13 protein-coding genes are annotated in these 14079 nt (G+C 68.9%); 4 read left to right on the forward strand and 9 right to left on the reverse strand.

The features are described 5' to 3' along the window. Positions 1–2: 2 nt before the first annotated feature. Complete coding sequence (locus GTH22_RS13070) at positions 3–692, forward strand: RraA family protein (protein ID WP_252945741.1); 690 nt, start codon at positions 3–5, stop codon at positions 690–692. Between the two features lie 198 nt (positions 693–890). On the opposite strand, the gene GTH22_RS13075 is transcribed toward GTH22_RS13070, so the two are convergent. The 3 genes from GTH22_RS13075 to fghA all read right to left on the reverse strand — a co-directional run bounded on the left by GTH22_RS13075 (position 891) and on the right by fghA (position 5289). Further along, positions 891–3866: an error-prone DNA polymerase gene (locus GTH22_RS13075; RefSeq protein WP_252945743.1), complete on the reverse strand. Its 2976-nt coding sequence runs from the start codon at positions 3864–3866 to the stop codon at positions 891–893. 152 nt (positions 3867–4018) lie between these two features. Further along, on the reverse strand, positions 4019–4465 hold the full coding sequence (locus tag GTH22_RS13080; protein WP_252945744.1) for a YaiI/YqxD family protein: 447 nt from the start codon (positions 4463–4465) through the stop codon (positions 4019–4021). Further along, on the reverse strand, positions 4462–5289 hold the full coding sequence (gene fghA, locus GTH22_RS13085) for an S-formylglutathione hydrolase (protein WP_252945746.1): 828 nt from the start codon (positions 5287–5289) through the stop codon (positions 4462–4464). Before fghA ends, GTH22_RS13080 begins: the two co-directional genes overlap by 4 nt. 196 nt (positions 5290–5485) lie before the next feature. On the opposite strand from fghA, the gene GTH22_RS13090 reads away from it, so the two are divergent. Next, on the forward strand, positions 5486–5689 hold the full coding sequence (locus GTH22_RS13090) for a hypothetical protein (RefSeq protein WP_252945747.1): 204 nt from the start codon (positions 5486–5488) through the stop codon (positions 5687–5689). A 106-nt stretch (positions 5690–5795) separates the two neighbouring features. Beyond that, on the forward strand, positions 5796–6416 hold the full coding sequence (locus GTH22_RS13095) for a TetR/AcrR family transcriptional regulator (protein ID WP_252945748.1): 621 nt from the start codon (positions 5796–5798) through the stop codon (positions 6414–6416). A gap of 48 nt (positions 6417–6464) precedes the next feature. Here GTH22_RS13095 and idi read toward each other — a convergent pair whose 3' ends face one another. Then, positions 6465–6995 carry an isopentenyl-diphosphate Delta-isomerase gene (gene idi, locus GTH22_RS13100; RefSeq protein ID WP_252945749.1) on the reverse strand — a complete coding sequence of 177 codons (531 nt, stop codon included), beginning with the start codon at positions 6993–6995 and terminating at the stop codon, positions 6465–6467. Positions 6996–7198: 203 nt separating this feature from the next. Between idi and GTH22_RS13105 the strand changes: the two genes are divergently transcribed. Next, positions 7199–8215 carry a hypothetical protein gene (locus GTH22_RS13105; RefSeq protein WP_252945753.1) on the forward strand — a complete coding sequence of 339 codons (1017 nt, stop codon included), beginning with the start codon at positions 7199–7201 and terminating at the stop codon, positions 8213–8215. A gap of 147 nt (positions 8216–8362) precedes the next feature. Here the strand turns inward: GTH22_RS13105 and GTH22_RS22270 are convergent, their stop codons facing one another. The 5 genes from GTH22_RS22270 to GTH22_RS13130 all read right to left on the reverse strand — a co-directional run bounded on the left by GTH22_RS22270 (position 8363) and on the right by GTH22_RS13130 (position 14077). Further along, positions 8363–9748 carry an SPOR domain-containing protein gene (locus tag GTH22_RS22270; RefSeq protein ID WP_252945754.1) on the reverse strand — a complete coding sequence of 462 codons (1386 nt, stop codon included), beginning with the start codon at positions 9746–9748 and terminating at the stop codon, positions 8363–8365. Positions 9749–9960: 212 nt separating this feature from the next. Then, entirely contained in the window at positions 9961–10593 is a 633-nt protein-coding gene (upp, locus tag GTH22_RS13115) for a uracil phosphoribosyltransferase (protein ID WP_252945755.1), read from the reverse strand. Next, on the reverse strand, positions 10590–11576 hold the full coding sequence (locus GTH22_RS13120) for an adenosine deaminase (protein ID WP_252945757.1): 987 nt from the start codon (positions 11574–11576) through the stop codon (positions 10590–10592). Before GTH22_RS13120 ends, upp begins: the two co-directional genes overlap by 4 nt. Continuing rightward, positions 11573–12769, reverse strand: a complete 1197-nt coding sequence (locus GTH22_RS13125; RefSeq protein WP_252945758.1) for a phosphopentomutase — start codon at positions 12767–12769, stop codon at positions 11573–11575. Before GTH22_RS13125 ends, GTH22_RS13120 begins: the two co-directional genes overlap by 4 nt. Next, on the reverse strand, positions 12770–14077 hold the full coding sequence (locus GTH22_RS13130) for a thymidine phosphorylase (RefSeq protein WP_252945760.1): 1308 nt from the start codon (positions 14075–14077) through the stop codon (positions 12770–12772). Positions 14078–14079 lie beyond the last annotated feature (2 nt).

The raw sequence follows: 14079 nt of genomic DNA on the forward strand, positions 1-14079 counted from the left end.
ACATGATCGAAGAACCCCCCATCCTGCGCATCCGCCGCAGCTTTCCCCGCCCCACGCCCGAGCAGGTCGCTGCCTTCACCGGCATGCCCACCGGCTTCATCTGCGACGCGATGAACGGCAAGGGCGCGCTCGCCACCGCCATCGCCCCGCTCGACCTCGGCCAACCCGCCGTCTGCGGCCCGGCGCTGGTGGCCCAGAACGGCCCCGAAGAAATTCTGGCCACCATCGCCGCGCTCAACTCGATCCAGCCCGGCGACGTGGTGATCTCCTCGGTCGATGGCTGGCAGGGCGGCTCTGCGGCGGGCGACCAGATCTCCGGCATGATGAAGAACGCGGGCGCCGCGGGCTTCGTCACCGACGGCCCGATGCGCGACCGCGAGGGCGTGCTCGCCACTGGCCTGCCTTGCTGGTGCACCGGCCTCAACCCCAACTCGCCCTATGGCAACGGCCCGGGCGCGGTGGGCTACGGCGCCGTGGTCGGCGGCACCCAGATCGAAAGCGGCGACCTGATCGTGGCCGACGAGAACGGCGTCGTGGTTGTGCCCTTCGCCCGGATCGACGCGGTGGCCGCCAAGCTCGCCGAGGTGAAAGCCGCCGAAGACGCGCTGGAGGCCGAGGTGAAGGCGGGCAAGAAAACCATCCTCGACCTCGAGGAGATGGCCGCCGAGGGCAAGGTCGTCTTCGAGGACTGAAATCGCGCGGGCGGGGCGAGGCTCAGGGGAGGCGCCTGCTTCGAGCAGCCGCCCCCGGCCTCACCCCGCCCGGCATCCCCCGTGCCACGCCCTGTTCATTTTCTTGCCGAAAATATCCAATCCCGCCGCCGCAGCCCGCGCCGCCATCCGCAGCAGGGCACCCGCCCCGCTCCAAACCCGCGCCCGTCCGTTTCGCCCTCACACCCGGCTCGTCTCGCACCTCTTGCCCCCGGCCTCCCAGCTATCCTGCCGCAGGCTGAACCCGCGCCCCTCCCCGGCCCCGGTCGCGCCCACCCGCGCGCCCGGCTCCGGCGTCAGCACCGCCCGCAGCAGCCCCACCGGATGCGCCCGCAGGCTCAGCCGCATCGCCACGTAATCCTCCACCACCTCTTCCCCCAGGCTCATCTGCGGCAGGTTCGCCACCGCCTCGGCAATCCCCTCGCCCTCCAGCGCCCCGGCAAACAGCGGCAGCGGCGCGTCGCCATGCAGCGCCTTCGCCTCCCAGAGCGCCTCGCGCCGGCTCAGCCCCAGCCCGGCAAAGGCATCGGCCTCCGCCAGCGCCTCCATCAGGCGCGGCGCCACCCCGGCCCGCCGCCACACCGCCGCCACGTCGAGGTAGCCATTGCCCCGCGCCGCACAGATCCACCGCGCCTCCTCCTCGCGCATCGCCTTGATCTGCCGAAACCCCAGCCGCAGCGCCAGCCTGCCGCCCGCGCCCGGCTCCATCGTGTTGTCCCAGTAGCTCTCGTTGATATCGACCGGCCGCACCTCGACCCCATGCTCGCGGGCGTCCCGCACGATCTGCGCCGGGGCATAAAACCCCATCGGCTGGGCATTGAGCAGCGCGCAGGCAAAGATGCCGGGGTGGTGGCGCTTCAGCCATGCGCTGGCATAGACCAGCAGCGCAAAGCTCGCCGCGTGGCTCTCGGGAAAGCCGTAGGAGCCGAATCCCTCGATCTGGCCAAAGCAGCGGGCGGCGAAGTCCTCGTCATAGCCGTTCTTCCGCATCCCCTTCATGAACCGCTCGCGAAAGTCGCTCACCCGCCCGAGCTTCTTGAAGGTCGCCAGCGCCCGGCGCAGCTGGTCGGCCTCATCGGGCGAAAACCCGGCGCCGATGATCGCGATCTGCATCGCCTGTTCCTGAAACAGCGGCACCCCCAGCGTCTTGGCCAGCACCTCGCCCAGCGCGTCGGACGGAAACTCCACCTTCTCCTCCCCGTTCCGCCGCCGCAGGAACGGGTGCACCATGTCGCCCTGAATCGGCCCGGGGCGGATGATCGCCACTTCGATCACCAGGTCATAAAAGCAGCGCGGCCGCATCCGGGGCAGAAAGTTCATCTGCGCCCGGCTCTCCACCTGAAACACGCCAAGGCTGTCGGCGCGGCAGAGCATGTCGTAAACCTTCGGATCTTCCGGCGGCAGCGTGGCAAGGTCGAACCGCTGGCCATGATGCTCGGCCAGCAGGTCGAAGGCCTTGCGGATGCAACTCAGCATTCCCAGCGCCAGCACGTCGACCTTCAAGATGCCCAGCGTGTCGATATCGTCCTTGTCCCATGGAATGACGGTGCGGTCCTCCATCGTCGCATTCTCCACCGGCACCAGCTCATCGAGCCGCCCTTCGGTGATGATGAACCCGCCCACATGCTGGCTCAGGTGGCGCGGAAACCCCTGGATTTCCTCGATGATCTGCATCGTCAGCGCCAGCCGCCTGTCGCCCGGGTCCAGCCCCATCTCGCGCAGCCGGGCCTCCATCATCTGCCCCTTGATCGAGCCCCACCCCCAGATCTGCGAGGACATGGCCGACAGCGTATCGTCCGAAAGTCCCATCGCCCGGCCCACCTCCCGCGTGGCCCGCTTGCCGCGATAGTGGATCACCGTGGCGCACAGCCCGGCCCGATGGCGCCCGTAGCGCTCATAGATATGCTGGATCACCTCCTCGCGCCGCTCATGCTCGAAATCCACGTCGATATCCGGCGGCTCGTCGCGCGCCTCGCTGACGAACCGCTCAAACACCATGGTCCCGATCTCCGGGCTCACAGAGGTGACGCCAAGGCAGTAGCACACCACCGAGTTTGCCGCCGAGCCGCGCCCCTGGCAAAGGATGCCGCGCGAGCGGGCAAACTCCACCACGTCATGCACCGTCAGGAAATAGGGCTCGTAGCCCAGCTTCCCGATCAGCTCCAACTCGTGCTCCAGCATCCCCTGCACCCGCTCCGGCGCCCCCGAGGGGTAGCGCCAGGCCAGCCCCGCCCGCGCCAACCGCGCCAGCCGCTCGCCCGCGCTCTCGCCGCCGCTCACCTCCGAGGGGTATTCATAGCGCAGCTCATCGAGCGAAAACCGGCAACGCGCCGCCACCTCCCCCGCCCGCGCCACCGCCGCCTCGTGGCCTGCGAAAAGCCGCAGCATCTCCGCCTCCGAGCGCAGCCGCTGCTCGCCATTGGCCTGCGCGGCGCGGCCCAGCTCGTCCACCCGGCAGCCCTGCCGGATCGCGGTGAGCACATCGGCCATCCGCCGCCGCGCGCCGTGATGCATGAGCGGGCGGGCCGAGGCGACCAGCGGCAGGCCCAGCCGCGCCGCCGCCTGCGCCAGCCGGGCAATCCGCCCCGCATCGCGCCCGTCATAACGCGGCGCGGCACAGAGGCTCACCGCCCCGCCGAACCGCCGCATCAGCCGCCGCGCCACCGGCTCCCAACGGGCAACCGGATGCACCAGAAGCTCCATCCCCTCGCCCCACTCCACAAGGTCGTCCACATGCAGCAGGCAGGCGCCTTTCTCGGCCCTGAGCCGCCCGAGCGAGAGCAACCGGCAGAGCCGCCCCCAGGCCGTCCGGTCGCGCGGCAGCACCGTCGCCTGAAAGCCGCAACTCAGCACGATCCGCGCGCCCGGCAGCAGCCGCGGCACACAGTCCACATCCGGCGAGGGCGCCCGCGCAAACCCCTCCGGGCACACCGGCCCGATCTCCCCGTCCTGCGCAATCGCCGCCCGCCGCGCCTCGACCGAACGCGCAATCTCCCGGCCCCGCTGATGCGCCCGCACGATCCCCGCAACCGAGTTCTCATCGGCAATCGCCACGGCCTCCACCCCCATCAGCCCGGCACGCTCCATCAACTCCTCGGGATGCGAGGCCCCGGTGAGAAAGGTGAAGTTCGAAGTGGCAGAGAGTTCGGCAAACACGGGCGATTCCTTCGCCCCATATTTTCACGTTTTGTTCTCACGCTCAACGGGGGCCGCCACACGCCATCCCGCTGCATTTTCTTGCTGAAAATACTCCATCCCGCCCCCTCCGCCCGCGCCACATCGGCAGCAGGGCACCCGTAGGGCGGGATTTATCCCGCCGCCCGAAGGGCCCGGTCCAGCCCGTCGACAAAGCGCGCCCTGTCGGCCTTCGAAAACGGCTTTGCGCCGCCGCCCTGCTTCAGCGGGTTCGCCGCGCGCAGGTCGGTCATCAGGTCGCGCGTGGCCAGCGCCGCCCCCATGTTGCGCGGGGTCAGCCGCTCGCCATCGGGCTTCACCACCAGCGCTCCGGCCTCCACGCAGCGCGCGGCAAGCGGGATATCGGCGGTCACCACCACGTCGCCCTTGCCCGCGTTCTCGGCAATGAAGTCATCGGCCACGTCCAGCCCCTCGCTGACATAGACCACCTCCACCAACGGGTTCTCGCTCGGGCGCAGCCCGCCGTTGCACACGATCTTCACCGCCACCTTCACCCGGCTGGCCACCTGCTCCACCTCGGCCTTCACCGGGCAGGCATCTCCGTCGACCCAGATCGTCACTTTGCCCAGAGCGCCTCGGCATGAAAGCCCACGTGCTCCTCCATGAAGCTGGAGACAAAGAAATACGAATGGTCATAGCCCTTCTGCATCCGGAAGATCCCCTCCTGCCGCCGCGCCGCCATCGCCTCGGCCAGCGCCTCGGGCTTCAGCAGCTCCAGAAACTGGTCATCCCCGCCCTGGTCCACCAGCACCGGCCCGTCAAAACCTCTCTCGCGCATCAGCAGCGTCGAATCATGAGCCTCCCAGCCACTCTCACCCAGATAGGCGCCAAGCTGCTTCCTGCCCCAGTCGCTCTGGCTCGGATGGGCAATCGGCGCGAAGGCCGACACACTCGCAAACCGCCCGGGCAGAGACATCGCCAGCGTCAGTGCCCCGTGGCCGCCCATCGAATGGCCGGTGATGCCCTGCCGCTCCATATCCACCGCAAACTCGGCACCGATCAGCGCGGGCAGCTCCTCGGCCACATAGTCCCACATCCTGAAGTGCTTCGCCCAAGGCTCCTGCGTGGCATTCACGTAAAACCCCGCGCCTTTGCCAAGGTCATAGGCCTCATCATCCGCCACATCCTCGCCGCGCGGGGAGGTGTCGGGGAAGACCAGCGCAATCCCCTGCTCCGCGGCCCAGCCCTGCGCGCCCGCCTTGGTCATCGCGTTCTCATGGGTGCAGGTCAGCCCGCTGAGATACCACAGCACCGGCACCGGCCCGTCGCGCGCCTCTTCCGGCAGGAACAGCCCGAAGGTCATGTCGCACCCGCAGGCCTCCGAGCCATGCCGGTACACGCCCTGAACCCCGCCGAACGCCCTGTTTTCCGCAACCGTTTCCATCTGCCCGCTCTCCTCTTGCCGCGCTGTCGGGGCGACTATCCCGGCCCCCTGCCCGAATGTCCACCGTGCGCGGATGCAGGGGCTCCCGGGCAAAAAAGTGAACCAAGCGGTTCAGAAACCCCTTGCAAAACGAACCGAACAGTTTAGATACCCTTCTGAACCGAGTGGTTCAGTTCAGATTCGAAAGGATAAACCGATGCTCCGCATCTCCGCCCTCACCGTTCTCATCGCCCTCGGCGCGTCCCTTCAGGCTGCCAACGCAGGCAGCTTCGGGGTCGACCTGCCGCGCGTGACCTTCACCAGCGCCGCCACCGCCAGCCCGACCACCCCCGAGCTGCCCGACCGCGCCTGCACCTCCCCCACCACCATCTCCACCGACGCCTGCGCTGCCTCCAGGTGAGCGCACCCTGCATCCCGTCACCGGCAGAAAGTTCCGGCAGGGCCCGCATTGCCTTGCCGGAACTAAACTGTCTGGTTTATAGTTGGTCAGGGGAACGGAGTAAGACATGAACGCACCGGCAGGTGAAATCAAACGCGGCAGAAAGTTCGATCAGGTGCTGGAAGGCGCCCGCAAGATCTTCCTGGCCGACGGATTCGAAGGCGCCAGTGTCGACCTGATCGCCAAGGAGGCAGGCGTCTCCAAGGCCACGCTCTACAGCTATTTCCCCGACAAGGGCCTGCTGTTCATGGAGGTCGCCACCTGCGAGTGCCAGCGCCAGGCCGAGGCCGCCGTCACCCAGATCGACCCGACCCGCCCGGTGCGCGACGTGCTCCGGCTGGTGGCCGAACGGATGCAGGACTTCATGCTCTCCGACCTCGGGCGCGGCATGTTCCGCATCTGCGTCGCCGAAAGCGGCCGCTTTCCCGAACTCGGGCAGGAGTTCTACAAGTACGGCCCCCGCTTCGTGCGCGACAGCATCGTGCCGTTTCTGGAAAACGCCACATCCCGCGGCGAGCTGCACGATATCGAGGATTACGAGCTGGCCGCCTACCAGTTCATGGAGCTGTGCAAGGCCGAACTCTGGGTCAAATGCCTGATGGGCCTTGAATCCGAGTTCACCCCCGAGCGCCGCAAGAAGGTGATCGACGGCGCGATCGACATGTTCATGGCGCGCTACGGTACCTGATCCGTAGGGCGGGACTTGTCCCGCCGCCCGAGGCCCGGCAGCCGGCCCCTACCCCGAGAAGATCCCGCGATGCTCCGCCATGTAGATCCGCAGCCACGGGGTAAACCGCTCCGGCGCCTCTGAAATCTCTTCGGCCAGCGCCTCGAGCGTGAGCCAGCGCACGGCCTGCACCTCTGCCGGGTCGGGCGCCAGCTCGGGCACCACGTCCAGCGTGCCGCGAAACATCGCCACCACCTCGTGCTCCACCATGCCGCCGCCCACTTCGGCGCGGTATTCCACCTCGCCCACCGGCTCCAGCGCCACGCCCGCCAGCCCCAGCTCCTCGCCCAAGCGCCGGGCGGCGCAGGCGGCATCGGGCTCGCCCCAATGCGGGTGGGTGCAACAGCTGTTCGCCCAGAGCCCCGGCGTATGGTACTTGCCCGCCGCCCGCTGCTGCACCAGCAGCCGCTCGCCGGCAAAGACAAAGACCGAAACCGCCTTGTGCCGCAGCCCCTCGCGGTGCGCGGCCAGCTTTTCCACCGGCTGCAACACCCCGTCTCTCCAGGCCGGGATCATCCCGGTTTCGCCATCCGCGCTCATCGCCGCTCCCCGTGTCACAGGCCCGCCTCTCTATAAAAACCGCCGCCCGCTCACAAGGGCGCAGAGGGTCGCGGCCGGGCCTGCGCGCGCGCCGTCACGGCGGCTAACACACCGCGTCGCCTTGTTGATTCCCAAGCCCGCGAAAAGCCGCTAGAGTTTGTTCAACGATAAACACGGCAACCACGAGCAGGCCCCCACCGCGCATGACCGCGCTGAAGGAATATCAAAGGCTGGAAAGCGTCGGCCTCTGGCAACCCACGCCCGAGGCCCAGCGCCAGAACGTCACCGTCAGTTTCGGTGACGCCTCCCTGTCGATCTCCGACGGGGCGGGCCGGGCGCTGTCGCATTGGTCGCTGGCGGCGGTCGAGCGGGTCAACCCGGGCGAGGTTCCCGCGCTCTATGCCCCCTCCGCCGAGGCGGTCGAACTGCTCGAGATCGAAGACGACACCATGATCGAGGCGGTCGAGCGGGTGCGCCAGGTCATTGCCCGGAGCCGCCCGCGCGAGGGCTGGCTGCGCCGCATCATCCTTTGGGGCGGATCGGCGGCGCTGGCCGTGGCCGCCGTGGTCTGGCTGCCCGATGCGCTCACCTCGCACACCGTCCGCGTGGTGCCCGAGCCGACCCGCGCCGCGCTGGGCGGGCAGGTGTTTCGCGCCATCGGTCGGGTCTCGGGCGCGCCCTGCCGCAGCCCCCGGGGCGATCGGGCGCTTGCCCGGCTCTACACCCGGCTGCTCGCCCCCACCAAGGGCGGCCTGCTGGTGCTGCGCGGCGGCATCCGCGATACCGTGGCCCTGCCCGGCGGCCTGATCCTGATGAACCGGGCGCTGGTCGAAGATTACGAAAACCCCGATGTCGCCGCCGGCTACGTGCTGGCCGAGGCCGCCCGCTCGGCGCAATCCGACCCGCTCGAAAGGCTGCTCGATCACGCCGGCCTCATCGCCACCATCCGCCTGCTCACCACCGGCGAGCTGCCCGAGGCCACGCTCGATGCCTATGCCGAGGCGCTGGTGGCCGCGCCCCCCGCTGCGGTGCCCACCGAGGCCCTGCTCGACGGTTTCGAGGCGGCACGGGTCGCCTCCACCCCCTATGCCTACGCGCTGGATGTCTCCGGCGAGAGCACCCTGCCGCTGATCGAGGCCGACCCGATGCGCGGCGGCGGTGCCCAGCAGGTGCTGGCCGATGCCGACTGGGTAGCTCTCCAAGGCATCTGCGGCGAGTAGCCCGCCCGCCCCCGGCACCCGGCACCCCCACCACCCGGCACCCGCGCCAATCCCACCCCCCAAACGCGTCGCGCCTCGCGGGATGATCTCCGCGAGGCGCGATTGCCTGTATGGTTCTGCCTGAACTCTTTTTTCTTCTTCTTGGTCTTACCTCACGAAGGCGTCCGAAAAGCCCATGGCTCGCGCCTTGCGCACGCCGTCATTCAGCGCGCCCCCGGCCAGCGGCCCGGCCATCACGATGGTCAGCGCCTTGCCGCCACGGGTGATCCCCTGCGTGCGCACCGGCAGCCCGGCCCCGCGCAGCCGCGCTGCGGTCTGCCTGGCGTTGGAGGCAACCCCGAAGGTGCCCACCTGAATGTAGCGCCCGCCAGCCGCCGCGGCGGGATTCGAGGGAGCGGGCGAAGCCTTGGCCTGCTTCACCACGGTCTTGGCCACGGTCTTCTTCGGGGCCGACTTGGTGGAGACGCTGATGATCTCGCCCGTGCTCTTGTTGCGCACGATCTTCTTCACCACGCGCCGCGTCTTGGGCGCAGCCTGCTCGGCGGCCCGGGGCGCGGTGCTGGTCGACACCACGGTCTTGCGCACGCTCTTGGTGCTGGCTGAGGTGCGGCGCACAACGGTGCGCGGGCCGAGGTCACGCTGCTGTTCGGCGTAGTCGGTGTAGGGATAGACCATCTCCGAGCGCAGCGCCGTCACGTCGCGGCCCGAGCGCACGTCGATCAGCCGGTGCGGCACGTCCTGGGTCCAGACAAGGGCCATCTGCTCGCGACCGGCCTGGGTGCGCTCGCCCCGGTTGGGGTTGAGCCGCCCGTCGGTCCAGACGCGCTTGTAGCCGCGCGGGGTGCGCACCTGTGCGGGTCCGGGGGCGGTGGCCACCTGGGTGCCCGCGGCAGGCTTTGCCTCCCGGCGCACCACGCGCGGGGCCGAGGCCTTGCGGGTGGTGGTGGTGCGGGGCTGGGCCCCGGCGGCCGCGTCACGCGAGATCACGATGACGGTCTTGCCGTTGCGGGTGATGGTGCGGCCACCGCGCACCCGCTTCTGCGCGGGATCGGCCGCGGCCACGACTTCGCTCGCGCTGGCACGCCTGGTGCGCAGCGGCGTCTCTTCCGGCGTCGTGCCCCGGCGGATCACCCGGTAGGTGGTCTTCTTGCCGCGCGGCTCGCTCACCGATCCGGCGACGGTCGCCATCGGCTTGTTGGCCGGGCTGGTCCGCTTGGGCTGGCTGCGGGCCACCTCACGTGTGACCGTGCGGGTCTGGGTCTTGGGCGCCGCCGTCTTGGGGGCGGTCGTCGCCACGCGGCGGGTGGTGGTGGTCGCGGGCTTGGCGGGCGTCGTCGCCGCCTGCCGCCGCACAACCCGCGTCTTGGGCTCGGCAGCCGGGGCCGCCGTGGTCGCAGGCGCATCCGCCACAACCGGGGCCTCGGGCTTGGGCGCCTCCGCAAAGGTCGGGCGCACGCCGCAGATCTGGTTGCGCGACCGCGACATCCGCGGCACCCATGTCACCGCCCCGTCAAAGCCTGCGCGCACGAACACGCAGCCCTTGCTGTCAACGTATTGTGCGCCCCCGTAGGACGCGGGCGGAAACTCCGCCGGTGTTCCTGCTGATTGTGCAGCCGCCGTCGTTCCCGCGAAAAGAGATACCACGGCTATTGCTGTCGACACTGCTCTTGCCAACATCATCCAAGCCCCCACTATATTTGGGGGAAAGATGCCGGATTGGAAACAATCCGTAAAGGGCAAATCGCCTATTTAGTACCGAACATACGGTCGCCCGCATCCCCTAGGCCCGGCACGATGTAGCCCAGCTCGTTGAGCCTGTCATCGAGGGCCGCGGTGACGATCGGCACATCGGGGTGCGCCTCCTGCATCCGGGCCACCCCTTCGGGCGCGGCCAAAAGGCATAGGAAACGGATGTTTACCGCCCCGGCCTCCTTCAACTTGGTGATCGCGGCGGCGCTCGAATTGCCGGTCGCCAGCATCGGATCGACGGCAATCACCATCCGGTCGCCCAGCTCCGCAGGCACCTTGAAATAATATTCCACCGGCTGAAGCGTCTTCTCGTCGCGGTAGAGGCCCACAAAGCCCACCCGCGCACTCGGGATCAGCTCCAGCACCCCGTCGAGCAGCCCGTTTCCGGCCCGCAAGATCGAGATCAGCGCCAGCTTCTTGCCGTCCAGCACCGGCGCATCCATCGGCTGCAACGGGGTCTCGATCCGCTTGGTCGTTATCGGCAGCTCGCGCGTGACTTCATAGGCCAGAAGCTGGCTGATCTCCCGCAACAGCTGCCGAAACACCGCCGTCGGCGTCTCCTTCTCGCGCATCAGGCTCAGTTTGTGCTGCACCAGCGGATGGTCAACGACGGTCAGGTGCCTGGTCATGCTTTGAGCCTCTTCACTATGTCTTCCCGGGTTTTCTCGTCGCAGAAGGCCGCCGCGATGGCATCTTGGTTCAGCGCGGCAAAGTCTTCCTCGTTCCAGCCGAACACCTCGTTCAGCTTGTCGTATTCCTGCGTCATCGTGGTGTGAAAGAACGGCGGATCATCGGTGCTCACCGTCACCGGAATGCCGTTTTCGCGCAGCTTCTCGATCGGATGGTCGCGCCAGTACCGGAACACGCCCAGCGCGATGTTCGAGCCGGGGCAGACCTCCAGCGTGATGTTCTCCCGCGCCAGCCGCTCCATCAGCGCCCCGTCATGGGCCGCGCCCACGCCATGGCCGATCCGCTCGATGCCGGGGAGCTGGTCGAGCGTGTCGCGCACCATCTGCGCCCCGCCCCATTCGCCGGCATGGCAGGTCAACCGCAGCCCGGCCTCGCGGGCGCAGTCGAAGGCCCAGGCATAATCGCCGGGCTTGCCCACGGTCTCCGCCCCCGCCATGCCGAAGCCGGTGATGAAGTCGCCCACGGTTTCCGCCGCGCAGACCGCCGGGGCCCTGGCCTTCTCGGGGCCGAAGTGGCGGATGCAGGTGATGATCCCCTTCAGCGTGATCCCCAGATCCTTCTCCGCGCTCTCGGCCGCCTCGGCCATGGCCGCGCAATATTCCCACCAGGCCTTCACATCGCCGCCGCCGCAAAAGTCGGGGCTCAGGAAGGTCTCGGCATAGATCACCCCCTGCTCGGCGCATTCCTCCAGCACCACGCGGGTCAGCCTTGCGTAGTCTTCCGGCGTGGTCAGCACCGAGGTCGCCGCCTCGTAGACCTTCAGAAATTCGTCAAACCCGTCATAGGCATAGTTGCCCTGCGCGTCGAAGATCCCGCCGATATCGGCCTTCTTCTCCTTGGCCAGCGCCCGGATGAAGGCGGGCGGCGCCGCGCCTTCCAGATGCAGGTGCAGCTCAACCTTCGGCACATCCCTAAAGCTCACAGAAAGCTCCTTCCCGGCCCCTTTGCCGGCACGTTCAGATGGGCCGCCACGCTTGCAGCCACATCGACAAATCCGCAATGCCCGATCTCGCCCGCGCCCTTGCCCACGATCACCACCGGCACCCGCTCGCGGGTGTGGTCGGTGCCCCGCCACGTCGGGTCGTTGCCGTGATCGGCGGTGAACACCATCATGTCGCCCTCGCGCAGACGGTCGAGGAGCGGCGGCAGGCAGGAGTCGAACCACTCCAGCGCCCGGGCATAGCCCGACACGTCGCGGCGGTGGCCATAGAGGCTGTCGAACTCGACGAAATTGGCGAAGGTCAGGCTGCCCTCTTCCGCCGTGTCGACCAGCCCCGACAGCGCCTCCATCAGCGCCGCGTCATCGCCCTTCACCACGTCGTCAATGCCATGCCCGGCGAAGATGTCCTTGATCTTGCCCACCGCATGCACCTTGCGCCCGGCGGCCTGCACCCAGTCGCAGAGCGTCGGCTCGGGCGGGGCGATGGCAAAGTCGCGGCGGTTGGTGGTGCGGGTAAACCCGGTTTCGGCACTGCCGACAAAGGGGCGGGCAATGACCCGGCCCACCTTCATCGCATGCATCGTCGGGGCGATCTCGTCGCAGAGGTCGAGCAGCCGTTCGAGCCCGAAGGTCTCTTCATGGGCCGCGATCTGCAACACGCTGTCAGCCGAGGTGTAGACAATCGGCCAGCCCGTCGCCATGTGCCGCGCGCCCTCTTCCTCGAGGATCACCGTGCCGCTGGAATGCCGGTTGCCAAGGGTGCCGCCCACATCGGCCATGCTGGCCAGCGCATCCAGAATGTATTGCGGAAAGGCCGGTTCCTCGTCGGGAAAGTAGTGCCAGTCCCAGGGCACCGGCACGCCCGCCAGCTCCCAATGGCCCGAAGGCGTGTCCTTGCCCGGTGAAATCTCGGTGGCGCAGCCCCACAGCCCGCTCGGGCGGCCGGACAGGCCTTCGCCTGCGTATCCGCTGGCCAGCGCCACCGCATCGGCCAGCCCCAGCCCGTCGAGCACCGGCATCTTCAGCGGGCCGCTGCGGCCCTCTTCCGCCGCGCCCTCGGCGCAGGCCTGCGCGATGTGGCCCAGCGTGTTGGCCCCCTCGTCGCCAAAGTCGGCGGCATCGGGGGCGCCGCCGCATCCCACGCTATCCATGACAACCAGAAAGGCTCGCGGCATCTACTCCACCCGTCCAAGCACCAGCTTTGGAGGGTTTACCGGGGTCTCGCTCAATTTGAAAGCCGCGCGGATCACCGGGGCGAAGGCTTCGGCCTGTGCCCGCCGCGCGGCGTTGATCCGCGCCAGCGGGCGCTCTGCGTCCACCCGGTCGCCGATCTGGGCAATCTGGCTGAGGCCGACGGCCGGGTTGATCCGGTCGCGCGCGCGCTTGCGCCCGCCGCCCATGGCCACCACCGCCATGCCCAGCGCCTCGGTGTCGATCGCGGCCACAAAGCCCGCGCCCTCGGGCGCCACGGCCAGCGTTGCGGGGGCGGCCGGGAGGCGGTCGCGCCAGCGGCTCAGAAAGTCCGAAGGCCCCCCCATCGCCGCCACCATCCGGCCCATCCGCTCGGCGGCATGTCCGCTGCGGATCTTGTCCAGCACCATGTCGGCCCCGTCAAAGGCGTTCTTGGTCACGCCGACCATCGCCAGCAGCTCGCCGCCGAGCTTGGCCGACAGGTGGCTGAGCGGCCCCGAGGCGCCCGAGCCGGTGAGCGTGTCCATTGCCTCCGTCACCTCCACCGCATTGCCCGCCGAGCGCACCAGCGGCTGGCTCATGTCGGTGAGCAGCGCCCGCGTGGCGCAGCCCGCGCCATTGGCGGTTTCCACCAGCGAGGTGGCCAGTTCGCGGGCGGCCTCCGGGGTCTTCATGAAGGCGCCGGCGCCGAACTTCACGTCGAGCACGAGGCTGTCGAGCCCGGCGGCCAGCTTCTTGGAGAGGATCGAGGCGGTGATCAGGTCGAGGCTCTCGACCGTGCCGGTCACGTCGCGCACCGCGTAAAGCCGCTTGTCGGCCGGGGCGATGTCGACCGAGGCCGAGGCAATCGCGCAGCCCACCTCGCGGGTGATCTGCTGCAACTTGTCCACGCTGATCTCCGAGCTGAACCCGGGGATCGCCTCCAGCTTGTCGAGCGTGCCGCCGGTGTGGCCAAGGCCGCGCCCCGAGATCATCGGCACATAGACCCCGCAGGCCGCCAGCGCCGGGGCGAGCACGAGGCTCACGCAGTCGCCCACGCCGCCGGTCGAGTGCTTGTCCACCACCGGGCCGGGCAGATCCCACTTCAGCACCTCGCCGCTGTCGCGCATCGCCAGCGTCAGCGCCACCCGCGCCTGTGCGCCCAGCGGCGCGTGGCACAGACCCATGGCAAAGGCCCCCACCTGCGCGTCGCTCACGCCCTCCTCGGCCAGCGCACGCGCGAACCAGTCGACCGCCTCCGCACTCAAGCTCTCGCCTCGCCGCAGGGCGCCCAGGACCGTCCGCGCATCCATGT

This window comes from Oceanicola sp. 502str15 (assembly GCF_024105635.1).
Taxonomy (GTDB): Bacteria; Pseudomonadota; Alphaproteobacteria; order Rhodobacterales; family Rhodobacteraceae; genus Vannielia.

Excerpts from the sequence above, each read along its gene's own strand:
- upp (WP_252945755.1), bottom strand. The coding sequence starts at position 10,593 with ATGACCAGGCACCTGACCGTCGTTGACCATCCGCTGGTGCAGCACAAA.
- GTH22_RS13130 (WP_252945760.1), bottom strand. The coding sequence starts at position 14,077 with ATGGATGCGCGGACGGTCCTGGGCGCCCTGCGGCGAGGCGAGAGCTTG.
- GTH22_RS13090 (WP_252945747.1), top strand. The coding sequence starts at position 5,486 with ATGCTCCGCATCTCCGCCCTCACCGTTCTCATCGCCCTCGGCGCGTCC.
- GTH22_RS13095 (WP_252945748.1), top strand. The coding sequence starts at position 5,796 with ATGAACGCACCGGCAGGTGAAATCAAACGCGGCAGAAAGTTCGATCAG.
- idi (WP_252945749.1), bottom strand. The coding sequence starts at position 6,995 with ATGAGCGCGGATGGCGAAACCGGGATGATCCCGGCCTGGAGAGACGGG.
- fghA (WP_252945746.1), bottom strand. The coding sequence starts at position 5,289 with ATGGAAACGGTTGCGGAAAACAGGGCGTTCGGCGGGGTTCAGGGCGTG.
- GTH22_RS13070 (WP_252945741.1), top strand. The coding sequence starts at position 3 with ATGATCGAAGAACCCCCCATCCTGCGCATCCGCCGCAGCTTTCCCCGC.
- GTH22_RS13125 (WP_252945758.1), bottom strand. The coding sequence starts at position 12,769 with ATGCCGCGAGCCTTTCTGGTTGTCATGGATAGCGTGGGATGCGGCGGC.
- GTH22_RS13105 (WP_252945753.1), top strand. The coding sequence starts at position 7,199 with ATGACCGCGCTGAAGGAATATCAAAGGCTGGAAAGCGTCGGCCTCTGG.